We start from the raw sequence: 24586 nt of genomic DNA on the forward strand, positions 1-24586 counted from the left end.
AATTCGGTTAGGAAAGCAGGTCGAGGCTGAGCACCTCGTCGTAGATGGCGAGCGCCTCGGCAACTTCACCGTCGGTGACGACGCAGGGCGGCACGACGTGGATGCGGTTCTCCATAAGGAAAGGCAGCAGGCCGCGCCCGAGCAGCTCGGCTTTCACGCGGGCCATGACGGCGCCGCTCACCGGCTCGCGAGTTGCCGGGTCGGCGACGAGTTCGAGCGCCCAGAACACGCCGACCCCGCGCACCTCGCCAATAATCGGGTGCTTGGCCTGCAGGGCTTTCAGCCCAGGCTCGAGCACGTCGCTGCCGATGCGGGCCGCGTTCTCGACGATTCCCTCGGCCTCCATCGCGTCGAGCGCACCGACGATCGACGCCATGGCGAGCGGATGCCCGCTGTAGGTGAGTCCGCCGGGAAAGACCGTCTCGTCGAAGGTTGCCGCGATGGCATCGGAGATGATCACGCCGCCGGTCGGTACATAGCCGGAGTTGACGCCCTTGGCGAAGGTGATCAGGTCGGGCACGACGTCATAGGCCTGAAAAGCGAACCAGTGGCCCGTGCGCCCGAAGCCGCACATGACCTCGTCGAGGATCAGCATGATGCCGTACTTGTCGCAGAGCGCGCGTACCCCGGGCAGGTAGCCGACCGGCGGCATCATGATTCCGGCGGTGCCGGGAATCGACTCGAGCAGAATAGCGGCAACCGAGGCCACGCCCTCGCCCTGGATGACACGTTCGAGGTGGTGCAGCGCGCGAGCGCATTCCTCCTCTTCGCTGCTCGCCCAGAATTCGCTGCGGTAGAGGAACGGTCCGAAGAAGTGCACGTGGCCGCGCGCGTACTCGTTGGGAATGCGGCGCCAGTCGCCGGTGGCGACCACGGCCGCCCCGGTGTTGCCGTGATACGACTTATAGAGGGAGAGCACCTTGTCGCGACCCGTGTGCAGGCGGGCCATGCGCATGGCGTTTTCATTCGCATCCGCTCCCCCGTTGGTGAAGAAGACCTTGTTGAACCCGGCCGGGGCGCGATCGGTGATGCGCTGGGCTGCTTCGCCGCGGGCCAGGTTCGCCGTCGACGGCGCAATGGTGGTCAGCAGAGCGGCCTGCTCGGTGATGGCTTTCACGACAGACGGATGCTGGTGGCCGATATTCACGTTGACCAACTGACTCGAAAAGTCAAGATAGCTGCGACCATCGTGGTCCCAGACGCGGCAGCCGAGCCCGCCGGCGATGACGAGCGGCTTCAGCGCCGCCTGCGCCGACCAGGAATGGAACACGTGGGCGCGATCGAGTTCGCCGGTGCGCGCATTGAGACTCGGCGCCGAGTCGATGGATGCGGGGGAAACGGTGTGTGTACTGGTATCAGTCACGGATATCGCTGGCTTTCTATGTGGTGGTGGTGGTGGTGGTGGTTGTCGTAACGGTAAATTTCTGGAGGCCGGGCGACTCGCGCCGCCCGGCCGTTGTGCAGTAATTCGGGCAGTGTTAGTTGCCGCCCTCGTTGAGGGTGACCTCGGTGGGCGTCCAATCGGTGCCCATCACGTCGACGCCCTCGGCTTTCAGCTCGTCGAGTGCTTTCGTCACGTACTCGTTCGAGTACGCCGTGGCGGGCGGCTCGGCCGTGATGATGGTGGCGCCGGTCTCGTTCTTGGTGTTCAGGGCGATGTCGACGGTGTTGGCCCAGGCCGCGTCGTCGATCATTCCCACGCCAGCGGTCGATGGGAAGATCAGTTTGCTGACCTCGTTGGTCATCCACAGCTGGTGGCTCTCACCGAGGGTCGATCCGGCTGCCGTGACGATACCGGCGGCCTCTGCCGGGTTGTTGGCGGCGTAGATCCAGCCCTTGATCGATGCCTTGATGAATTTCACCGTGTTGTCGGCGTAGTCCGCGTCGCTCTCAAGCTTGTCGGCGTTGGCCCAGATGGAGTCCTGGAGCATCGCGGTGCCCTCGTCGTTCCAGTCGATGACGTTGAGTTCGTCGGGCTGAAAGAGCTCGCCGGTGTCGGGGTTGACGGTTTCCAGAACCTGGGCGTACTCGTTGTAGGTCATGGCCTGGGCCGCGTCGATGTCGCCGGCCAGGAACCCGGTCATGTCGAAGGCCTGCTGAATGAGGTTGATGTCGCCGAGCTCAACGTCGCTCTTCTGCATGCCGGCGAAGAGTTCCCACTCGTTGCCGTAGCCCCAGCTGCCGACGTTCTTGCCCTTGAGGTCGGCCGCCGTGGTGATGTTCTTGTCCTTGAAGGAGATCTGGGTGGTGGCACTGCGCTCAAAGATTTGAGCCACATCGGTGATGTTGGCGCCCTGCTCGATCGAGCCGAGCACCTTGGGCACCCAGGAGATGGCGTAGTCGGCGTCGCCGGCGGCGAGCACGTCTTGCGGAACGATGTCGGCGCCACCCTCGTCGATGGTCACGTCGAGGCCTTCATCCTCGTAATAGCCCTGATCGAGGGCGGCGTAGTAGCCGGCGAACTGGGCCTGCGCGAACCACTGCAATTGGAGGGTGATCGGGGTGAGGTCGCCACTCTCGTCACTCGAACTGGGCGTGGTGGGGCCGCTGCATCCGCTGAGCACCAGGGCACCGACTGCCGCGAGTGAACCGAGTGTGCCAAGCCATTTGATGCGATGTTTCATGACTGCCTCCTAGATTGCTGGTGCTGTGGTTGGTTCTGGGGTAATCGATTAGCTACCGGATCGACGGGTCACGAGCTTCTCCACGGCGAGAGCTGCGCAATAAAAGAGGAGTCCGAGAATGATCGAGCCGAGCACATAGGCCCAGGCCAGCCCATAGTTGCTGCTCGACGCGGCCGAGGTGATCGACTTGCCGAGGCCGCCGACCGGTCCGCCGAAGTATTCGGCGATGAGGGCGCTGATGACGGCGAGCGACGAGGCAATGCGCAGTCCGGTGAAGACGAAGGGCAGCGCGGTCGGCAGGGTGACCACCCGCGTCGCCTGCCAGCTCGATGCCGCATAGGCGCGCATCAGGTCGCGGTGCACCGGTCGCACCTGACGCAGCCCCTTGAGGGTGTTGAAGTAGACCGGCACGAACACGGCGAGCGCCGCGACGAGCTGCCTTGCGGTCTCGGCCCCGGCGCCGAACATCGTGTACAGCACCGGGGCGAGCGCCACGATCGGCACCACCGAGAGTGCGGCGACGACCGGCGCTGCCATCTCGTCGAACACGCGCGTGAGCGCTGAGATGATGGCCAGGAGGATGCCGAGGACGGCCCCGATCAGCAGCCCGATCAGGGAATTGCGGCCGGTGATGAGCATGCCGTCTGCCACGTTCGGCAGGTTTGCGGCGAATTCGGCGCCGATGGCGAACGGCGCGGGCAGAATGAACGCCTTAATGGCCAGCCCGGTGACGAGGCCCTGCCACAGCAGAATCACGGCCACCCCGAACACGATCGGGGCGAGCACGGTCTGAAGCACGGTGTTGTGGGCACGGCGCGGCTGGGTCGTTCTCATCGGGTCTCGACTCCGCGGGCACCGGTCGGAGCAGGCTCGTCGCCGTGCAGCAGCTCGCGTACCTCGCTGAGCGAGTGAAAGAAGCCCTCGTCTTCGCGCAGGTCTTCACCCCGGCCAGCCATGTCGCCGAGCCCGACACTGACAATCGAGCGGATGCGTCCGGGGCGCGGCGACATGACCACCACCCGATTGGACAGGAACACCGCCTCGGGAATGGAGTGCGTGACAAACACGACGGCCGCTTTCGTCTCGGCGCAGATGCGCACGAGTTCGTTCTGCATGCGCTCGCGGGTCATCTCGTCGAGGGCGCCGAACGGTTCGTCCATGAGCAGCAGACTCGGGCTTTCGGCGAGCGAGCGGGCGATCGCGACGCGCTGCTGCATACCGCCGGAGAGCTGGTCGGGATAGTGACTCGCGAAGTCGGACAGCCCGACCAGGGCGATCAGTTCGGCCGCACGCTGACGCCGGGCCGCCCGGCCCACTCCATGCAACTCGAGCGGAAGCTCGATATTACCGGCCACGGTGCGCCAGGGCAGTAGGCCGGCCTGCTGAAAGGCAATACCGTAGTCCTGGTCGACGCGGGCCTGCCGGGCCGGCTTGCCGAACACCTCGATGCTGCCGCTCGTGGGCACGTCGAGGTCGGCGACGAGCCTCAGCAACGTGCTCTTGCCGCATCCGCTCGGCCCGATCAGGGAAACGAATTCGCCGGGCGCGACCGTGAGGCTCACGTCGTCGAGGGCGGTGACGCCCGGGCCCTTGCGGGCGGCGAAGATGCGGCTGACGCCACGTATGTCAACAGCCGGCACATTAATAGCAGGCGTAGTCATGTCGGTCATTCCGCTGTTGGTCATATCGTGGCCTCTCCCCTGCGAAAACGACGAAGGAACAGGCCGATCAGACCCACAAAACCTGCGGCGACCAGGCCGACCAGGATCGATCCAAAGATGGGTGCCCAGGGCTTTCCTGGGTCGTTGCCGGCCGCACCGGCGTATTCCACGATGAGTCGGCCGATACCGCCGCGCAGCCCGATCGACACCTCCGCGACGACGCTGCCGATGACCGCGCTGACCGCGGCCAGGCGCAGGGCCGGCAGCAGATAGCCGACGCTGGCCGGCAAGCGCAGTCGCCAGAGGGTCTTCCACCAGCCCGCCGCGTAGCAGTGCATGAGGTCGACGTGATTGGCGTCGGGCGAGCCGAGGCCGCGCAGGGCGCCGATCGACACCGGAAAGAACGCGAGGTAGGAGGCGATCAGGGCCACCGACATCCAGCTCTCCCAGGTGAACTCGCCGAACTGGATCTGCGCGCCCCAGCGCCGAACCAGCGGGGCGATCGCGATCAGTGGCACGGTCTGGCTCAAAATGATCCACGGCAAAATCGCCGACTCGGCCAGCCGAAACCGCTGCATGAGCAGCGCGAGCGCCAGGCCGACGGCCACGCCGACCAACCAGCCAACGGCCGCGATGCCGAGGGTGAACAGCGACCCGTGCAGCACCGCCTGCCACAGCGGCAGAGCGGATGCCGCGCCGGTCACCGGATCGAGGACTCGCTCGAACATCACCCAGAGGTGGGGCATGGCGAGATCGCTCGTACGCGGCAGGACCGTGACGCCGCCGAGGATCACGCCGTCAGCCGGGCCGAAGGTCTTGTAGAGCTCCCAGATCAGGGCGAGCAGCGCGAGTCCGGCCAGGCCGAACAGGCTCCCGCGCAGGCGCGGGTGCACGACCGCCCGGCGGCGGGGTACGCGCAGTTTAGGCACTCCAAGCGCGCCGCGTGTGAGCGGGGCGGTCTGCTCGCTGGTGGCCGGCATCCGCTTGGCTATTTTGTGGCCATGATGGAATCGGTCATGGCCGGAATCACGGTTTCGCCGTAGACGCGCATCGTTTCTTCCTTGTTGTCGTGCTGCAGATAGCTGGCGAACTGGTCGACGCCGAGGTCTTTGAGTGCCTCGAGCTTCTCGATGTGGTCTTTCGCGGTGCCGAGCAGGCAGAATCGGTCGACGATCTCGTCGGGCACGAACGCGGCGTGCGCGTTGCCCGCCTTGCCGTGCTGGTTGTAGTCGTAGCCCTCACGGTTTTTGATGTAGTCGGTGAGGGCCGCAGGAACATTGGAATCGGTGCCGTACTTGGCCACGATGTCGGCCACGTGGTTGCCGACCATTCCGCCGAACCAGCGGCACTGGTTGCGCATGTGTTCCCAGTCCGAACCGACATAGGCGGGGGCGGCGACGCAGAACTTGATCGCCATCGGGTCGCGCCCGGCGTTGGAGGCTGCGGTGCGCACGCTCTCGATCATCCACTGGGCGACGTCGAGGTCGGCCATCTGCAGAATGAAGCCGTCGCCGACCTCGCCGGCGAGTTTGAGCGCGAGCGGACCGTAGGCGGCGACCCAGACCTCCAGGCTCGATCCGCGGCTCCACGGAAACTGCACCGTGGCGCCGTTGTATTCGACCGGGCGGGAGTTGGCAAGCTCCCGAATGACATGGATCGACTCACGCAGGGTCTTCAGCGTGGTCGGCGCGCCGTTGGTGGTGCGCACGGCCGAGTCGCCGCGCCCGATGCCGCAGATGGTGCGGTTGCCGTACATCTCGTTGAGAGTTGCATAAGTGGATGCCGTGACCGTCCAGTCACGAGTCGCCGGGTTGGTGACCATGGGGCCGACGATGATCTTGCTGGTCTCGGCCAGGATACGGCTGTAGATCACATAGGGTTCCTGCCAGAGCAGATGCGAGTCGAAGGTCCAGACGTGGCTGTACCCGTGTGCCTCGGCTAGTTTGGCCAGTTGCACGGTGCGCGCCGACGGCGGGTTGGTCTGTAGTACTGCTCCGAAATCCATATCTTCCCCCTTAAATCAGATACTGGCTCAGGCCGCGCTTGATGTAGCGGCCGTCACCCTTGGTGCCGAGGTAGGCGAAGCCGTCGACGACGACCTTGCCGCGGGAGATGACGGTGTCGACGTGGCCGTCGATCTCGTAGCCCTCCCAGGCGGAGTAGTCCATGTTCATGTGGTGAGTCTTATCGACACCAATCGAGGTGTGCCCGTTCGGGTCGTAGATGACCACATCGCCGTCAGCGCCGGGCTGAATCACGCCCTTCTGGCCGTACATGCCGAACATGCGCGCCGGGGTGGTGGAGCAGACCTCGACCCAGCGTTCGAGTGAGATTTTGCCGTCGACCACGCCCTGGTAGATCAGGTCCATGCGGTGTTCGACCGAGCCGATGCCGTTGGGAATTTTAGAGAAGTCGGTCAGGCCCATGTCCTTCTGACCCTTCATGCAGAACGGGCAGTGGTCGGTGGAGACCATCTGGATGTCGTTCGTGGCGAGGCTCTGCCACATGTGGTGCTGGTGGCCCTCGGCCTTGGCGCGCAGCGGCGTCGAGCACACCCATTTCGCGCCCTCAAACCCGGGAGCAGCGAGATTGTCCTCGAGCGAGAGGTACAGGTATTGCGGGCAGGTTTCGCCGAAGACGTTCTGGCCGTTGTCCCTGGCCTGAGCGATCTGGTCTACGGCTTGCTTGGCAGACACGTGCACTATATAGAGAGGAGCGCCGGTGAGGTTGGCGAGCATGATCGCCCGGTGCGTGGCTTCTTCTTCGGCCTGCCAGGGTCTAGTGAGGCCGTGGTACAGCGGGCTGGTGTTGCCGGCGGCGACGGCCTGCTGGACGAGCAGGTCGATGACGCTGCCGTTCTCGGCGTGCATCATGATCATGCTGCCGTTGGTGGCCGCGCGCTGCATGGCCTTGACGATCTGACCGTCGTCGCTGAGAAACACACCCTTGTAGGCCATGAACAGTTTGAAGCTCGAGACGCCCTCGTCGACGAGTTCGTCCATCGCGGTGAGGGAGCTATCCTGCACGTCACTGAGGATCTGATGAAAGCCGTAGTCGATGGCGCACTGTCCGGCAGCCTTCTGTTGCCAGGCGGCGTAGCGCTCGAGCACGTCCTCGCCGGCGTACTGCACGACGAAGTCGACGATGCTCGTGGTTCCGCCCCAGGCGGCGGCGCGGGTTCCGGTTTCGAAGGTGTCGCTGGCCTGGGTGCCGCCGAACGGCATCTCCATGTGGGTGTGGGCGTCGATGCCGCCGGGAATGACGTACTTGCCGCCGGCGTCGATGACACGGTCAACATTGCCCGCCACATCGAAACCGAGCAGGTTCGAGCCGGGCGCGAGCACGGCAGCGATTTTCTCCCCGTCGATCAGCACATCGGCGAGTCCTCGGCCCGTGGCATTGACCACGGTGCCGTTCTTGATCAAAGTCTTCATGGCATCCTCTTCGCTCAAAAGTGTCAGGGATAGCGGATTCTGCCGACCGGGTCGGTCGACAGAATCCGCAGTGCTGATTTAACTGCGCCGTGCGCTTTAAGGGGCGACGAGGGGCTCGTAGGAGTCGGGGCGACGGTCGCGGTAGAACTGCCAGTCGCGGCGCACCTCGCGAATGACGCCGAGGTCGAGGTCACGCACGACGATCTCCTCGGTGTCGGTCGAGGCCCGCTCGCCCACGTAGTTGCCCTTGGGATCAACGAAGTACGAGCTGCCGTAAAACGTCACGGCCTCGTCGCCAAACTCGGCCTCTTCGTTGCCGATGCGGTTGTTCGCGCCGACGTAGTACTGGTTGGCGACCGCGGCGGCCGGCTGCTCGAGCTCCCACAGCCGGTTGGACAGCCCCGGCTTGGTGGCCGAGGGATTGAACACGATCTCGGCGCCGTTCAGGCCGAGCGCGCGCCAGCCCTCCGGAAAGTGGCGGTCGTAGCAAATATAGACGCCGATCTTGCCGTACTTGGTGTCGAAAACCGGGTAGTCGGTGTTGCCGGGGCGAAAGTAGAATTTTTCCCAGAACTGGGGCAGGTGCGGAATGTGGTGCTTGCGGTACTTGCCGAGATAGGTTCCGTCGGCATCGATGACCGCGGCGGTGTTGTAGAGCACGCCGGGCTGTTCTTCTTCGTACATCGGAACGACGATGACCATGTTGTACTCGCTCGCAAGCTTTTGAAACCGCTCGACGATGGGGCCGGGAACGGGCTGAGCGTAGTCGTAGTATTTGGCGTCCTGCACGATGCCGAAGTAGGGGCCGTGAAACAGTTCCTGAAAGCAGATCACCTGAACGCCCTGGGCGGCCGCGGTGCGCACGAATCCCTCGTGCTTCTGAATCATGGATTCTTCATCACCGGTCCAGGTGGCCTGAGTGATCGCCGTTCGAACGATGTTTCTGGTGTCGGAGGTGGTGCCGTTACTCATGCTGTGCCTTCCACTTGCTTCGTTAGCCAATGACCGTAACGAACCGCGCTGTTCGTATTGTTATTATTTGACGTAAACATTTCAAATGTGTTTCTCTGTGTATCGCACGCATTAATCATCCTGTCGGCCAACGCACCCAGGGGCAAGGGCAATGCAGAACTTTATCGACGAAATTGAGCAGCGCACCCCCTCGGGGATCGCCGCGGCCATCGGGCGGCTGATCGCCTCCGGTCGCCTCGCACCGGGCGACCGCCTGCCCACCGTGCGACTGCTGGCCGGCGAGCTCGGCGTGAGCCCCGCGACCGTCAGCCACGCTTGGCAGGCGCTCTCCGCGGTCGGCCTGATCGTGTCGCGTGGTCGCGGCGGCACCTTTGTTCAGGATGCCGCGCCCAGGTGGTTGCCGGCCCGCAGCCAGTCCATGATCGGCGCGGTCGGTCCGGCACGCCTCGACCTCTCCCGCGGCACGCCAGACCCGCGGTTGTTGCCCGCGCTGGGGCCGGCGCTCTCCCGGGTAGCGCAGCGCGCGGAAACGCCGAGCTATCAGGATCTGCCCATTATTCCGGAGCTGCTCGAGGTACTGCGGACTTCGTGGCCGTACCCGGTGGAGACGATCACCATCGTCGACGGTGCCCTCGACGCCATCTCGCGCAGCCTCGATGCGGTCGCTCGCTTCGGCGACCGGGTAATCGTGGAGAACCCATCGTTCCCGCCGTTCTTCGACCTGCTCGACCAGCTCGGCCTGGAACGGCTGCCGGTGGCCGTCGACGAGCACGGCATCATTCCGGCCGACTTCGCCGAAGCCCTCAAGCTCGGTCCGGCCGTCGTGCTCCTGCAGCCGCGCGCGCACAATCCCACCGGCGCGTCGATGACCGTGCAGCGGGCCGAGGAACTCGCCCACCTGCTGCGCACAACGGCGGCCAGCGCCGACACCATCGTGATCGAAGACGACCACTCTGCCGAGATCAGCATCGCCCCCGACGTGAGTCTCGGCGTCTGGCTGCCCGAACGAACCCTGCACGTGCGCAGCTTTTCGAAGTCGCACGGCCCCGACCTCCGCATGGCCGCCCTCGGCGGTCCGGCCGCATTGATCGACCCGATCGTGTCCCGCAGGATGCTCGGCCCGGGGTGGACCAGCCGCATGCTGCAGACAATTTTGCACGACCTGCTCACCAACGGCGAGAGTATGGCGCAGATCAGCGAGGCCCGGCGCATCTACTTCGCCCGGCAGCGTGCCCTCGCCGATGCCCTGGGCGAATTCGGCCTCGACGTGATGCAGGCCGACGGTATCAACACCTGGCTGCCGGTGCAAAACGAACGGGACGCCATGGTGCGCCTGGCCGCCTCCGGCATTCGGGTGGCCGGCGGCTCGCCGTTTCTCGCAACCCCGTACCTTTCCAGCACCGGCGGACCCGCGTTCATTCGCGTGACCGCCGGGGCCCTGCCCGACGATATTCGGCCGGTGGCCGAGGCCCTGGCCGCGGCGGCGCATCCGTCTGATATCGTCGTGCACTCGGTGGGCGAACGCTGGTCGTAGCGCCCGAAAACCGCTCGTCTGGGCGTGGACGAAACGAGCGGGCTCGATCCGAGAAAGCGGCGCTGGCCAAGCTAGTGGACGGCGGCAAACATAATGTTTTCCTCGTCGGCATCGTCCGCGTCAAACTCTGCGACAATGCTCCCGTTCCTGGCAACGAGCACCCGGTCTGACAGGGCAAGGATCTCCGGGAGGTAGGACGAAATAACGACGACGGCCACTCCATCATCGGCAAGACCCCGGATAATTGCGTGGATCTCCGCAATTGCCCCCACGTCGACCCCGCGAGTGGGCTCGTCGATAATTACCACTTTCGGCCGAATTGTCAGGCCTTTGGCGAGAACGACCTTTTGTTGGTTACCACCGCTGAGCTCGACCAGCTTCGCCCTGGCCGGATTGAGCGTTCGGATGGCGAAGCGCTCTACGAAGCGCTCCCCCACCGTTTTACGCTCACGCGGCGTTGCCAGCAGTGGCAAACGACCTTGCGCGCTGATGTGCCCGAGGTGAATGTTTTCTACGATCGACATTTGGCTGAAGAATCCCGAAGCCTTCCGATCCTCGGTAATGTACACGATGCCATCCCGACGTGCCTGCCGAGGCGTTCGATATCGGACGGGCCTGCCGTCGAGCCTGATCTGCCCCCCGCCGAGACGACGACGTTTGCTGATTCCCGCGACGATCATTGCGACCTCACTGCGCCCGGCCCCGACCAGCCCGGCGATACCAAGAATCTGACCTGCGTAGACCGAAAACGACATGTTCCGTACCATGGGCAGGAGGGTGACGTTGTCAACTTCCAGGGACGGGATCGGTTCCGCTTCGCGGCCTGCAGGGTGACGCATGTACTCCACGTCTCGACCCACCATCATCCGAACAATTGATTCACGATCGAGTTCTGCGGTCGGACGAGTCGCCTGAACAACTCCGTCTCGAAGAACCGTCACCCGGTCAGAGACAGCCAGTGCCTCCTCGAGGTTGTGGGTGATGAAAATGATGGCCACACCGCGCTGCTTCGCCTGCTCCATGGAGAGAAAGAGCTGAACTTTCTCTTCCGGCGTCACGGATGCCGTCGGCTCATCCAGAATAAGAAGTTTCGCCTGGCGGTGGATTCCGCGGGCTATCTCGACCATCTGCTTCTGGGCTGCGCCCAGCGACGCGACGACGGCCTCTGGCCTGATATGAAAGTTGTGCGCCACCAGCAGGCCGCGCGCAGCGATATTCAGCGGTGACATCCGGTTGAACAACTTTTCGTTTCCGAGGAACAGGTTCTGCGCGACCGTCATCGTCTCCACAAGGGACGTCTCCTGGTAGACCATCGTCACACCGGCAGCGGATGCCTCCACTGGCGCCGAGTATGTTCGCGAGACCCCGTCGAAGAGAAGAGTCCCCTGATCGTGCTTCGTGACGCCGGCGATGATCTTGGCCAGCGTGGATTTGCCCGCGCCATTCTCGCCGAGGAGCGCATGGACCTCTCCAGCCCGAACCTCGAAATCTACCTCACGAACGGCATAATCCTGGCCGTAGATTTTGCTGATCCCGGTGAGTTGGAGCACCGGCACCGTTGCAGCCGGATAATCCGCTGCAGCGGGGTCCGTACCGGGCAGGAGCGTAGGCGGATCAAGACGTACCATGATTACAACTCTCCCAGTTCCAATAGATTTCCTGCGCCGCGAGCGGCAACGATCAGGCGGTCGCCGTCCTCGACGATCCCGGTGACCCCGTGTCTCGTCCCACCGACTCTGGAGTGAAAGCTGCGCTGCACGCGCCCGTCGCGCCCGAGTAGGAACACCAGCCCGTAGCTGCGAGCTGGTGCCCACGGCTTGAGAACTCCGAGTACCCGCAGCTGTCCCAGCTGCATGGGCTCCCGGTAGAGATTCTCCTGACGTAACCGGGGAACCGGCCATTCACCCTCCGCGACTTCGGAGATCAGGTCCTGGCACAGGCCCGGCTCATCAAGAATCAGTTCTGTGGCCCGATTCCTGACGAATGGCACAGACACCCACCACCCCTCTCGACCCGCTCGGATTCGCCCGGGGTAGAACGGTAGATTGCGCAGGACCACGGCTGGCTGGGCCTGCGGGTTGGAGAGGTTGCGCCTCTCGATCCGGTAGGTGAACGACAGCGAAACGAGCAGAGCACCGTCGTCGTCAAACGCGAGCCCAGAGGGCCAGGCGAGACCCTCGGCTATCGAGCGCGCCGATCGCGACAGCACTTCAACGATGGCGCCCGAACGATCGCCCTCGAGCAGCGAGCGCGCCCAGCCGGACGCACTGTGCTTTCTGGAACCGACGCTTGCGATGATTTGTCCAGGGACTCGAACTGCAAGATCGGTGACACACTCCCGGACGAGTTCGTCACTGCAATACTCGAGCACCGTGCCGTGAGCGTCGATCTCGACCAGTCCGCGACCATCGACGGCGGCAATAATGACGTCGTCCATCCGAGCCAGCGAACTCACCTGCCCGCCAAGATCCGCCAGCCGGCTCGCAGATTTCCCCTCAAGCCGCCAAAGGCTAGTCCCCGAAGAGAAATAGACCTGACCGTCGGCGAGCACCACGACGTCATCGGGCGCAAAACCTTCCACGAGGAGCAGCGGGATCGCATCGTCGAGGAGATCATTGGCGCGCAGTCCGCCGTCCATGGGAGGAACGGAGGAGCGCACCACTGCGGCCGGGTTCACGAATTCCAGGATATTGCTGAATATGCGGTTCACTTCAGGGCCTCCGAGAAGGACGTTCTAGTCTGTTGGGTAGTCGGAACCCGTCTGGTGTCGATACTTCCCAAATCTTCGGAATCCAATTTCAGACGACCGATGCGGTTGTTCTGAACGCCACTGAGGTAGAGGGACCCTTCATGTTCGTTGATCGACGTCACCATCGGATAGTTCTCCAGCGATTCGTCCCACAAGACCTTGAGCACCTCGCCGCTGTCGGTGAACTTCAGCACGCAGGACACGTTCAGCTGAGGCACGAACCACTCGTCGACCGGCAGTTCTTTGGTCATGCGCCGACGCATGGCAGGGTACTTCATGAGAAGATCCGAAACCGGGGTGCGCATCGCGACGAAAGACATCCAGTAGTTGCCGTCTGAAGCACGGTTCATGTTGTCGGGGTAGCCGGGCAAATCCTGGAGCACCGGTTCCAACTGGCCCTTTTTCGGCCCTGAAATCCACAGTCGGTCCACCCTGAAGAGTCCTGTACTGGCGACGAGTATCGACTGACCGTCATGGCTCGTGCAGACGCCGTTGGGCGAGACATAGTTCTTGATGACGACCTCGGTGCTGCCATCGGGGTCAATTCGGATCAGACGACCATTGGGCCGACACTCAACGAACTCGAGCATGTACTCCGCTGCGCTGGTCCGAGCAGAGAGCTCCGACACGTAGATAGATCCATCGGGTGCGACATCGAGGTCATCGGCAAATCGCAGCGCCGAGTCGTCGTGCAGCTTGAATCGGCTGCGCTTGACCTGGTTCGCGACAAGCTCGGTGGTGCCATCCGCCAGAATGCGCTGCACTCCCATCCCTCCCACCGCGACCAGAAGATTGCCGTTGAGGTCCCAGGCGTGGCCGAGTGGCAGCCCGCCCGTTCGTGCAAAGACTTTCCCTTGCGCATGGTCGGGGCCCTCGAAGCGCCAAATCCAACCACGTCGGTCACCGCAATACAGGTGGCCGTCCTCATCAATGGCGCAGTCCTCCGCTCCCTCGATGAGTCCAAGCCCAATCGGCGGGGCATCCGTCAAACGCCCGTTGACCGTCCACAGCGTGTTGGGAACTGTCACATCGATCAGCGGCCCGACGGCGGTCTTCCCCGGGTCGAGCGACAACTTCGCCGCGAAGCGCTCCCGATAGGTTCCCCATTTGAGATCCAGGACGGCAAAGAACAGAAGAACGATGGCCAGGAGGGTCGCGAAGTAGCCGTTGTCCAGGCGCAGCACGATTGTCGCCTGCTGAATGATCGTCACGACGAACATTCCCACTACCGCGCGGATGACGGATCCTCGCCCCCCACTGAGGCTCACGCCACCCAAGACCACGGCCGTCAGCACGATGATTTCGAAACCCAGGCCGACTCCGGAGTCAGCGCGGCCGAATCGCGCAGAGGCGAGCAAGCCGGCAAATCCGGCAAGCGCTCCCGAGAGTACGTAGGCGCTGAACACGGAGCGTTCGACATTGATTCCGTTTCGCCGCGCCGAACGCCGATCGGAGCCGACCGACGTCACATGCCAGCCCCACCGTGATCTGGTGAGCGAGAGATGCGCGACGAGGAGAATGATGATGAAAAGGGTCGTGGCCGTTGGCAGTCCCAGAAGGGTGCCTTGGCCGAGAAAGTACCAAACGTCACTCGTGGATGGAGCGACCAAGCTGGAGGAGTACGTGTCCTCCAGCCATTTCGCCACTCCGCGAAAAGCGATGAGAGTCACCAGAGTTGTGATGAACGGCCGGGTCTTGATCTTGGCGATCAGGAAGCCGTTTATTGCACCGAAGGCGGCACCGATGAGCGGTGCCAGCACCACGACCAAAAGCATCGGAACGTTGTAGACACGATCCAGGATGAGCGTACTGAGGGCGGTCACGCCGAGGATCGATCCAATGGAGAGGTCGATACCTCCGGACACCAGAACAATCGTGAGACCGATCGCAAGGAGGCCCTTTGTGGCCACCTCTTCCATGATCGACCCCGCGTCGTTGATGCCGAGAGGAACCATAACCACAATTGCCACGCTCAGAATCAAGGCCAGGAACAGTGGGACCGCAGCCTCCATCCAGGACTTTCCGAAGAGGTCGGAGATCGCCCGTGACGGAGCCATCCTTCCTAGCCACCCCTGGCCTGTGAGTGGGAATGCGTCAATTGGGCGGGATCGCCGGGGCGTGATCGCCATCAGATCAGGACCCGAAGTAGCAGGCGAATGTAACCTGACCCATGTTTGCCTTCTCGATGAGAACGTGAGGCACGTAAGCCACACTTCTCTGAGATCCCGGTGCATTGCCCAATTCGAACAGTTGCTGCACTGCAAGGAGGGCGCCGGTGCCAATGCCTGACTGGTCGTAGGCGATGGAGGCGCGGATCAAGCCGTCCGAGATTCCTCCGCAACCATCCGACGATGAGTCAATGGCGTAGACGCCAACCTGGCCTTCTGCGACCCGGCCTTCACTCTCGGCGGTTTTCACCGCGTTGCCGGCCGGCAGCGCGATGACATCCCAGGGGACCATCAGTGCACAGAGGCCAGCACTGTGCCGCTCGATCATCGTCGCAGCCTGCTGGCTGGCGAGATCTGCCTGCCACTTTGAGTCCGTCGTATCGACGATCTCGAGTCCCTGCTCCTGTGCAGCGGTCTTGACACCCTCTTCATAGAGAACGTTCCAGGGGTCCGTCGCCGGCCCGTTGATGAGGGCGATCTGATTCTTACCCTCGGCCTTGCAGTCTTCGGCTGCCTTATTCGTGATTTCCTCTGCCATGCTGACGAGGTCGGCACCGATGAAGACGTCCCCAGACTGGTTGGAGGTCATGTTGAGCACCACCACGTAGATTCCGGCAGCCTGAGCCTCCTTGATCTGCTGCGTAAGCACATTGAGGTCAGGGTTGTGAAGGATCAGCACGTCGGCTTTGTCCGACTTGATGAGATCGTCAATGATCCGCACCATCTGGTCAGTGTCAAAGTTGGAGTCATACACGGTGAACGTCGAACCCAGAGATTCGAACCCGCGCTGCATCTGGATGCCCCACTCTGTGGTTATTTTGAACCCCTTATAGAGCAAAGGGATAAAGGCTACGCGCTTGTCTTTCATCGTGTCGTGCACGAGCTGGCGGACCTCGAGCGGCTGAACGACTTCGGGAACGCCGCCGGTCAAACTGATCGATCCCGCATCGGCCGTATCGACAGAGGCAGCATCTGGCCGCCCACTCGTGCAACCGGTGAGGACGACAGCCAAGAATGCAATCATGGCTACTGTCTTTAGTTTCATGTGTCTTCCTTACTTTTCAATTGATGATTGATGGGTGGAAAATTGAGCCTGCACCCGTACACGACATCTGAAAACTGCCGCAGGGCTTTTTGAGCAAACGGGCAATCTACTTGATCAAAGGTCACCGCTTTTGGCGGTCTCTTCGTCACGAGGATGGAGCCACGCATCGAGCACAATGGCGACCACCAAAGTGAGGGCGTTGGCGAGGTCCTGTAAGGCAGGGCTAAGGCTATTGAGGGTCAACAGGTTCACGATCAGGCTGATGAAGATCGTTCCTGCGACAATCCCTAACACGCTTCCGCGACCGCCGGACAGCGAGACTCCACCGATCACTACCGCGGTTAGCGCTGCAAAGAGCAGAGGGCTGAATGCCGTTCCGGTAGTGGTCACGCTTCCCTCACGGGCCATGATCAAGTACCCGGCGAAAGCGGAAAGCAGCGCGGCAATCAAATAGCTGCCGATCTGTACTCGGCGCACCGGCCCTCCCATCTGCCAGGCGGTGTCCGGGTTATCTCCTATTGCCCGGAGCAACCGGCCAAACGATGTATAGGTCCAGCAGAACCAGCTCAGCGCGATGACGACGAGCAGCCAGAATACTGCCGTGGGGATTCCCAAGATGTTCCCCATACCCAGCCGCCGCAGTAGCGCGTCGGGCGAAACGGAGTAGAGATTGGTTTGAAGGAGGCCTACCTTGATTCCGCCGAGCAGGAGCTGCCCTGTGCCCAAGGTTGCCAACAATGCAGGCACGCCGACAACAGCGACAAGAAAGCCATTCACGAGACCGAGGATCAGGGCCACCCCCACGGTCGCACCTATCGCAGCAAGTTCCGGCCACCCTCTAGACATCAACTCCAGGGTGACCTGGCCGGCCACGAGAGCCATCGCACCTACCGAGAGGTCGACCCCACGACCAAGCACGACGAATGCCTGAGCAATGGCGACGACTCCGATCGCCGCCGAAAATCGAAGCACGACTGAAAGATTTCCCGTGGTCAGGAAGCCCTGGGTGGTGAGCCCGCCGAGGATCAACATGGCGACAATCAACCCGAGGACTAGCGTGCCCTGATCCAATGCCTCAAGGCGAGAGCGCAACGAAGTTCGGGTACGGCGCCGTTCGAGCAGGATACTCATCGTGCACCAACGAGAAAATCGGTGGCACCGAACACGGCGGCGACCGCTTGAGAATGGCAGGCATGGAACCTTCTCAGTTGACCCGCGCCAAATTTCCCTCCACGGCAAATTGCCCCCCGAAAGGGGGCCGCAAATTGGTTGCTTAAAACCATTGGATGATGACCTCACTGTCATTCGACCGACCGGACGGTCTAAGATTACGTAGCGTCGATGGCAATGTCAACGAATCGTCAACGTTCTTTACCGAAGACCTGTCAGTTCAATGCGTCACCCTCCGAAAACAACAACTCGGGAGAACTAGAAAGCTCAGGCCGCGTAGCTACAATTTTTGGAATACAAAGCATTTACAAGGACGTAAACGTATATTCGGACGAACAGGTTCCGGATCAATCGGCGGGAGTACATAGAAGTGACCACCTCTGTGATCGTAAATGGCGCACGAACGCCAATTGGCAAGCTACTCGGTTCGCTAGCATCCCTCACCGCCGCTCAGCTTGGCGGAATGGCGGTGCAGGCCGCGCTAGAACGCGCGGGGGTCGCTGCTGACTCACTCGACGCGACAATCTTCGGCAATGTCGTGCAGGCAGGCGTTGGCCCCAACCCGGCCCGGCTGGCAGCACACAATGGCGGGGTTCCCATGTCAGTTTCGGCTACCACCATAAACAAGCAGTGTCTCTCGGGGATGACAGCGATCGCACAGGTTGACCTCGCCATTCGCGCCGGGTACTTCACTACGGGCTTAGCTGGCGGCATGGAATCGATGTCAAATGCACCGCACCTCCTCCGCGGCGCCCGCACTGGCTTCAAGTACGGGCCCAGTAGCCTTGAAGACTCGCTGGATCGTGACGCGCTCATCTGTGGTTTCGAAGATGAGATTATGGGCGCTGCCACTGAGCGCCAGCAAGCACCGTTCAACCTGACGCGTGAGGAGCAGGACTCGTTCGCAGCGTCCTCACACTCGAAGGCTTCCGCCGCGATCGCTGCTGGCCGGTTCGCCGAGGAAATAACACCGGTGACGGTCGCCAGTCGAAAGGGCGATGTAGTCATCGACACCGATGAAGGGGTGCGGCCTGGTACCACGCCGGAAACTCTGGCACTGCTCAGGCCGGCGTTCTCGCGTGACGGAACGATTACTGCCGGGTCTGCGTCGCAATTGTCGGACGGCGCAGCGGCTCTCATCATTATGAGCAAGGAGGAAGCCCGGCGACGTGGCCTCGAATGGTTGGCTGAAATTGTCAGTTATGGCACCGTCGCAGGCCCCGATGCCTCGCTGTTGCTGCAGCCTGCTGGTGCAATCGACAATGCCCTCAGTCGCTCCGGCTCGCTCACCGTCAAAGATCTTGACGTCGTAGAGATCAACGAGGCATTCGCCAGCGTCGCCTTGCTGTCTAGTCGTCAGCTAGGTCTCGACCTGGACCGCGTGAACCCGAATGGTGGCGCAATCGCCCTGGGCCATCCGGTTGGAATGAGTGGCGCTCGCCTGGTGCTCACGCTCGCGCTTGAGCTGCGGAGGCGTGGCGGCGGCATCGGTGCTGCTGCCCTGTGCGGCGGTGGCGGCCAAGGTGACGCAATGATCATCCGCGTTCCTTGACCATCACGCTCGATTTACGCCGGGGAGTGTCTGCGAGACACCCCCGTCCCGTCTCGGTCAGACCATGGATGACTTTAAGTTGGAGGGCACACCATCGCGCCCGATCACGTTCCGGTACGAACCAGTTCATGCCTCGGTATGACGGCGATGCACTGTAGCGAGGACTGGGTAGCGATGGAAGGCAATCTTCCGCTTATACGAAGTGAGTTTGCCGGGAGGGTATTCTGCATGCGTTGCCCGAAGAGGCTCGTAGTAGGGATTAAGAGGGAGCACGCGACACTAGCGGCCCAGTGCGGTCGCTCGGCGTAATGGGCGAGAAGCTGGACGGGCCTACGTGAACAGGCCCGTCCAGAACGATAATGCACCCAACGCGCAACGCCGACCGCTCTTTTGGCGGGTCCTTACGACTGGACGCCGCTCAGCCAGGCCGGAGGACCGATAACTCCTGGCATGTTGACAGTCGGGTAAAATGTGCTGCCGTCGCGTGTGTTCTGCGCCTCAAAATACTGAGCGGAGACGTCGATGGAGCCAACCAGGTCCGGTTCGAGCACTCTACTCTGACGGCGGTAGGTTTCCTTCTCCGGGCAGAGACGAGCGGCTGTCTCGAGATGCTGTTTTGCGGCCTCGCTGGCACCCTCCTGGTAGAGGTGCCGTGCGATCCGAACATGTGCGGCGGCGCGGACGTCGTTCTCGCTGGGGCGTCGTGTCCGGGCGACGACTTCATCAGTCGACAGTACATACTCGCTCTTGGCACCCTTTTGCACCCAGTCCCGGAGGGCGTCGACGTAAAGGCGCCGGTTAGCCTGGAGCGATGTGGCATCTTCATCGGGAATCGCGAAAGTTTCCGCGTCCAGGCGACGGAAGTGGTCACTGACACCGGCAGGTTCGGCTGGACGCACGACTTGGCCGGCTTCGTCGATCCAGACCGCCATGGGTACGTTCGTCATTCCGTACAGGTCGGCAATGACGTGCTCTTCATCTATCAGACAGGGGTAGGCCGGCGCAGCTTGGCGTGACCACTCATCGTCACTCCACCCCCTCAGCCGCTGCATGACCTCTGGACGCTCAGCAAGATCTGGGTGAATCCTCGCTTCGACTGCGTCGCTTCCCGCCGTATCCAGTGCCACCGAGATGATCTCGAAGTTCTGATCCTTGAGCTCCTCATAGATCACTTGCCACACGGGCAGGTCAAAACTGCACCCGCAATAGCTGCCCCAGGAGTACAGGAAGACCTTCTTGCCTCGGTAAGTCGAGAGCGAGTGCATCTTTCCCTCCAAATCTGGGAGCGTAAATTCTGGCGCCTCTGCGGAGAGCGTGGCCGAAAGGTGAGCACCAACGCTCTCGCCGAAGGCCCAAATAGAGTGCTCTTCGTCGCGAACAACGGACCGCCCAAGCCGCTCAGCGAACGCGACGAGGTTGATTCGTCCCTCGGCGTCGCGCCACGACCCATCAGCGGGGAGCGGAACGCAAGCGTCTGTCTTACACAGACCCTGGGGCTTGACAATCCAACCGGACACGACTTCGAGCTCGTCCGGACTTACCCACAGCTGATCGCCGTCCGCACGGGCATCCTGCAGGATCTGACCTTCCTCCTGGAAGAAAATCGTCACACTCATCGGGACACTATTTCGTTACCCGTGCGCGAGAGAGAAATCGCGGTCTGAATCCACGGCAGGCTAACACTGCCAACTCTGGACGATCTGGCTGATAGGGGTGTCCTCGGTGCAGTGTTAACAAGTTGGCTGAAAGTCATGGACGAGATCCTTTCAATCTGGCCAGCCCAGTCGACCGACCATTCGGTAGACGCAAGGCTATTCAGATCACACCGAGGCTGTCAAGAACTACCGAAATATCCCTCGACGGAAGTGTTAGCGAGGTCAACGGACCGAACCCGCGGCATCCTCGGAAATCTCGAGAACGACACGACCGAGCGAGGTCCCGGATGCGACATCCGCGAGCGCCGCTGGTGCATCGCGGAATGGCCGCACGGCCGAGACGAGCGGCTCGATACCGAAGCGTTCGACGGTGTCGCAAAGCTCGCGGTAGCCGCGCTCGACGAGATCTGGTCGTTTGGTGCGGTACAGGCCGAAGTGCACCCCGATGATCGAGTAGTTCTTGACGAGGGCACGCTCGGCGCGCACAACAGGAAAGGTGCCGCTGGCGAAGCCGACGATCGCTATGCGCCCCTCGAAACCGACAACGCGCTCCGAGATCGTGTGGGACGAGCCGCCGACCGGGTCGACTACGACGTCGACGCCTCGGCCAGCGGTGAGTTCCTTAACGACCGCCACAGGGTCGTCCTCGCCCCGTATCAGTACCTGATCGCAGCCCAGGTCGAGAGCCGCCGCGCGTTTGGCTGCGCTGCCGACGAGCCCGATCACGGTCGCGCCGTGCGCCTTCGCGAGTTGCACACTGGCCGATCCGACACCACCCGCGGCGGCGTGAACGAGCACGGTCTCGCCCGCTTGCAAGCCGCATCGGCGGTGCAGGGTGAACCATGCCGTCTGGTACGACACGGTAAAGGATGCCGCCGAGACGGCATCGAAGGATGCCGGCACCGTCTGGGCGTCGGCCCGGTCGAGCACGGCAAAGCCTGCAAATGCTCCGGTCATACCACTCGCCATCCCTGCCACCAACGTTCTCCGCTCTGGGCCGCCGCCGGCTGGATCCGCCACGACCACGCGCCCGGCCAGTTCGACTCCGGCGATCGCGGGAAGTGGGGGTCGAATCTGGTAGTCACCCCGCACCAGGAGCCCATCCGCGAAGTTGACTGCCGCTGCATCCACTCGCACGAGCACCTGGCCCGGCCGGGGGTGTGGCACCGGCACCGACGCGAGTTCGAGCACGGCCGAAGGGTCACCAAACTCGCGAAAGGTCCACGCCAACATGTTCATGCTGGCAGCCCTGATCCGAACATCGTCGGCAGGTCCCCCTTGCTGATCTTGCCAGAGGAGGTGCGGGGCAATGCGGTCAGGAACTCGATGCGGGTCGGCTTCTTGTAACTCGCGAGGCTCTCGCGACACAGTGCCGTTAGCTCCTTGGCGCTCACGGTATATCCGGGCTTCAGTTCGACGGCGGCGCACACCGACTCCCCCCAGCGCTCGTGGGGCATCCCGAACACAGCCGCCGCGCGAACGTGCGGATGCCGTTCGAGCACAGCCTCGATCTCGATCGGGAAAATGTTCATGCCACCCGAGATAATCAGATCCTTCTTTCGCCCAGTGATGAAGAGGTAGCCCTCGGCATCGAGCAGGCCGAGGTCACCGGTGCGCAGCCAGTCCGCGTCGAAGAGTTGGCTTGTGGCGTCCGAGTCGTCCCAGTACCCCGCGCACACGGTTGGAGCCTGAAGCTGAATTTCGCCAATCGCGTCCGGTCCAAGCACGCTGCCGGAATCGTCCACGATGCGGATGCTGGCGTGCGTCGACGCATGACCTGCCGACCCGCCCTTGATATCCGGCAACGATGCGGGAGCATAGCTGACGGTCCCGCCACCCTCGGTGAGACCGTAGACCTGCATAATGTGAACTCCTGGCAAAGCCGCACGGGCGGCAGCGAGCAGCTCCGTCGAGACAGCGGCCCCACCGGTCATTATCGTTCGCAGCGACGACGTGTCCGTCATCGATAGCTCCGGGGTCGCCAGGAGATCGTGCAGCATCGTCGGCACCAGCAGGATATGACTGACCCGGTTCCGTTCAATGGCGGCCAGCACGCGCCCGGCGTCAAATCCGCCAGACTCCTTGATATGCACGATTCCACCGCGATGGAGGACCCCCCAGACGAACTGGTGGCGGCCTCCGATGTAGTTCAAGTCAAATGCGACGAATGTCACACTGTCCCGGTCGATACCGAAGTCTAGGATCTGTTGGAGGGCGTTCCAGATCACCCCGCCATTGGTCCAGACCGCGCCCTTCGGCGTGCCAGTGGTGCCCGAGGTGAAGATGATCTCGTGAGGATCGTCTAGTGTGCGCCCGGCCAGTGGGATCGCCTCGCCGGCTCCAGGGGGGGCGACAACGAGCTCGTCGTACTCGAGATCCGCGGCTGCTGCCGGCGCAAACGCGACCAGCACCTGCAGAGCTGGGAGCTTTCCGGCGTTCCGCGCGTCGTTGAGAACTCCCTCGAACTCGGCATCGACGATCGCGATGCGAGCCCCGCTGCGCCGAAGCACCGAGATACACTCTTCCGCCGAGTAACGCCAACTCATCGCAACAAGGATGCCGCCCGCGCGCGTGACACCCAACTCGACCTCGAAGTACTCAAGCCGGTTTCGGCACAGAAGCGCGACACGATCACCGCGCTGTAGGCCGCAACGCACCCGGAGCGCGCGGGCCAGCGTGGTGGCACGGTTGACGAGCTGCGTGTAGGTCAGCTCGTCGCCGCCGAGTGACAGGGCGACTCTGGTCGGATCGAGTGCGTTGCGGGCGACGATGTCGAGAAGGTCCAGCGAGTCCCAGCGAGCGGCCACGAGTCGCGATCAGAAGGATCGGGGGAGCCCGAACGACTCCGCAATGAGGTTCCGGCCCATCTCATTTGTGATGGGCCCGATACGGTACAGCCGCACGTCACGCCAGTAGCGCTGCATGTCGGTCTCAAGCGCGTAGCCCATGCCTCCAAGGATCTGGATGCCGAGATCAGCTGCCTGTGTCGCGTAGTCCGACGCGATGACTTTCGCCATCGTTGCCTCGACGCCACACGGGAGCCCGTTCTGCTGTCGCCAGGCGGCGTCGTACGTCATCAACTCCGCCTGCTTCTGCCACATTGCGATGTCTGCGACATAGTGCTGGAGGGATTGGAAGGCACCGATCGGTTTGCCGAAGGCCTCACGCACCTTCATGTAGTCCACGGCGTCCTCGAGCACTCCATCGAGCACGCCCAGGCACAGGGAACTCACGATGATGCGCTCGTTGTTGAGGCTCTCAAGGATGTGACGCCAGCCTCCATTGACGTCACCGACCACGTACTTGTCTTCAACGAAAACCTCGTCGAGGAAAATCTCGCAAGAACTGACGGATTTCATGCCGAGCTTGGGGATCTTACGAATCTCTAGTCCCTTTGCGGGGTTCGGGACGAGGAACAGCGTGACTCCGCGGCTGGGCTTCCCGGCTTCCGGGTCGGTGAGCGCAAGCAGCAGCAAGTAGTCAGAGACATGCGCCGCTGTCGACCAAATCTTCTGCCCGGTAATGCTCCAGCCGCCGTCAACCTTTACGGCTTTTGTCTTCATGGAGCCCAGCAGGTCGGTGCCACCCGAGGGCTCGGTCACGGCGATAGCAATCCGAATCTCGCCTTCGGCGAGCTTCGGTAGCAGATCTTGCTTGACTTCCTCGGTTGCGGAGTGCGCGATTGAACGGGCGCAGAAGGACGATAGGCCCCAAATCCACACGAGGCCGCCGAGAGTTCGCGAGAGTTCGCGGCCGATAATGACCTGCGACATCACGTCGCCACCAGCGCCGCCGTACTCCTCAGGCAGGCCGACAGCGTGCAGGCCCTGTTCCGTCATGAGGTCCCAGAGTTCGAAAGGGTACTCGCCCTCGCGTGCCTCCCACTCCCTGGCCAGGTTTTTGGGCAGTTTCTTGTCGACCCAGGCGTGCAAACCCGAGCGCAACTCCTCCTGCTCATCGGTAAGTGCAAAGTCCACGGTGAATCTCCTTTTGGTAAGTGTGATGGGTGATGTGGTTGTGGG

General features: G+C 62.6%; 19 protein-coding genes. 2 read left to right on the forward strand and 17 right to left on the reverse strand.

Features of this window, described 5'->3' with window-relative positions:
• Positions 1–7: 7 nt before the first annotated feature.
• The 8 genes from E3O45_RS04995 to E3O45_RS05030 all read right to left on the reverse strand — a co-directional run bounded on the left by E3O45_RS04995 (position 8) and on the right by E3O45_RS05030 (position 8691).
• Positions 8–1363: an aspartate aminotransferase family protein gene (locus E3O45_RS04995; protein WP_370450310.1), complete on the reverse strand. Its 1356-nt coding sequence runs from the start codon at positions 1361–1363 to the stop codon at positions 8–10.
• Positions 1364–1478: 115 nt separating this feature from the next.
• Positions 1479–2624: an ABC transporter substrate-binding protein gene (locus E3O45_RS05000; RefSeq protein WP_134442213.1), complete on the reverse strand. Its 1146-nt coding sequence runs from the start codon at positions 2622–2624 to the stop codon at positions 1479–1481.
• A 48-nt stretch (positions 2625–2672) separates the two neighbouring features.
• Entirely contained in the window at positions 2673–3458 is a 786-nt protein-coding gene (locus E3O45_RS05005) for an ABC transporter permease (protein WP_134442215.1), read from the reverse strand.
• Positions 3455–4285, reverse strand: coding sequence for an ABC transporter ATP-binding protein (locus tag E3O45_RS05010; RefSeq protein WP_198418218.1), 831 nt, complete (start codon positions 4283–4285; stop codon positions 3455–3457). Before E3O45_RS05010 ends, E3O45_RS05005 begins: the two co-directional genes overlap by 4 nt.
• 20 nt (positions 4286–4305) lie before the next feature.
• The gene (locus tag E3O45_RS05015; protein WP_134442219.1) at positions 4306–5265 is read right to left on the reverse strand and encodes an ABC transporter permease; all 960 of its coding nucleotides are present in this window, start codon (positions 5263–5265) and stop codon (positions 4306–4308) included.
• An 8-nt stretch (positions 5266–5273) separates the two neighbouring features.
• Positions 5274–6290, reverse strand: a complete 1017-nt coding sequence (locus tag E3O45_RS05020; RefSeq protein ID WP_134442221.1) for a TIGR03842 family LLM class F420-dependent oxidoreductase — start codon at positions 6288–6290, stop codon at positions 5274–5276.
• Between the two features lie 10 nt (positions 6291–6300).
• Positions 6301–7719 carry a dihydropyrimidinase gene (gene hydA, locus E3O45_RS05025; RefSeq protein ID WP_134442222.1) on the reverse strand — a complete coding sequence of 473 codons (1419 nt, stop codon included), beginning with the start codon at positions 7717–7719 and terminating at the stop codon, positions 6301–6303.
• Positions 7720–7815: 96 nt separating this feature from the next.
• A complete protein-coding gene (locus tag E3O45_RS05030; protein WP_134442224.1) occupies positions 7816–8691 on the reverse strand; it encodes a nitrilase-related carbon-nitrogen hydrolase in 876 nt (291 codons plus the stop codon).
• A gap of 151 nt (positions 8692–8842) precedes the next feature.
• Between E3O45_RS05030 and E3O45_RS05035 the strand changes: the two genes are divergently transcribed.
• Positions 8843–10225 carry a PLP-dependent aminotransferase family protein gene (locus E3O45_RS05035; RefSeq protein WP_134442226.1) on the forward strand — a complete coding sequence of 461 codons (1383 nt, stop codon included), beginning with the start codon at positions 8843–8845 and terminating at the stop codon, positions 10223–10225.
• A 71-nt stretch (positions 10226–10296) separates the two neighbouring features.
• On the opposite strand, the gene E3O45_RS05040 is transcribed toward E3O45_RS05035, so the two are convergent.
• The 5 genes from E3O45_RS05040 to E3O45_RS05060 form a co-directional block, all read right to left on the reverse strand.
• A complete protein-coding gene (locus E3O45_RS05040; RefSeq protein WP_134442228.1) occupies positions 10297–11853 on the reverse strand; it encodes a sugar ABC transporter ATP-binding protein in 1557 nt (518 codons plus the stop codon).
• A gap of 2 nt (positions 11854–11855) precedes the next feature.
• Positions 11856–12902 (reverse strand): hypothetical protein, encoded by a 1047-nt coding sequence (locus E3O45_RS05045; RefSeq protein WP_134442230.1) that lies wholly within the window; start codon positions 12900–12902, stop codon positions 11856–11858.
• Positions 12903–12931: 29 nt separating this feature from the next.
• Positions 12932–15031: an SMP-30/gluconolactonase/LRE family protein gene (locus E3O45_RS05050; RefSeq protein ID WP_166789404.1), complete on the reverse strand. Its 2100-nt coding sequence runs from the start codon at positions 15029–15031 to the stop codon at positions 12932–12934.
• 76 nt (positions 15032–15107) lie between these two features.
• On the reverse strand, positions 15108–16187 hold the full coding sequence (locus tag E3O45_RS05055) for a sugar ABC transporter substrate-binding protein (RefSeq protein ID WP_134442233.1): 1080 nt from the start codon (positions 16185–16187) through the stop codon (positions 15108–15110).
• Positions 16188–16301: 114 nt separating this feature from the next.
• Positions 16302–17318 carry an ABC transporter permease gene (locus E3O45_RS05060; protein ID WP_166789405.1) on the reverse strand — a complete coding sequence of 339 codons (1017 nt, stop codon included), beginning with the start codon at positions 17316–17318 and terminating at the stop codon, positions 16302–16304.
• Between the two features lie 409 nt (positions 17319–17727).
• On the opposite strand from E3O45_RS05060, the gene E3O45_RS05065 reads away from it, so the two are divergent.
• A complete protein-coding gene (locus E3O45_RS05065) occupies positions 17728–18909 on the forward strand; it encodes an acetyl-CoA C-acyltransferase (protein WP_134442236.1) in 1182 nt (393 codons plus the stop codon).
• Between the two features lie 401 nt (positions 18910–19310).
• On the opposite strand, the gene E3O45_RS05070 is transcribed toward E3O45_RS05065, so the two are convergent.
• The 4 genes from E3O45_RS05070 to E3O45_RS05085 form a co-directional block, all read right to left on the reverse strand.
• Positions 19311–20525: a peroxiredoxin gene (locus E3O45_RS05070; RefSeq protein WP_134442238.1), complete on the reverse strand. Its 1215-nt coding sequence runs from the start codon at positions 20523–20525 to the stop codon at positions 19311–19313.
• Positions 20526–20786: 261 nt separating this feature from the next.
• Positions 20787–21803 carry an NADPH:quinone oxidoreductase family protein gene (locus tag E3O45_RS05075; protein WP_241985230.1) on the reverse strand — a complete coding sequence of 339 codons (1017 nt, stop codon included), beginning with the start codon at positions 21801–21803 and terminating at the stop codon, positions 20787–20789.
• Entirely contained in the window at positions 21800–23371 is a 1572-nt protein-coding gene (locus E3O45_RS05080; protein WP_134442240.1) for a class I adenylate-forming enzyme family protein, read from the reverse strand. The genes E3O45_RS05075 and E3O45_RS05080 overlap by 4 nt, the downstream gene beginning before the upstream one ends.
• A gap of 9 nt (positions 23372–23380) precedes the next feature.
• A complete protein-coding gene (locus tag E3O45_RS05085; protein WP_134442242.1) occupies positions 23381–24541 on the reverse strand; it encodes an acyl-CoA dehydrogenase family protein in 1161 nt (386 codons plus the stop codon).
• Between the last annotated feature and the right edge of the window lie 45 nt (positions 24542–24586).

It is taken from the genome of Cryobacterium sp. TMS1-20-1, assembly GCF_004402355.1.
Classification (GTDB): Bacteria; Actinomycetota; Actinomycetes; order Actinomycetales; family Microbacteriaceae; genus Cryobacterium; species Cryobacterium levicorallinum.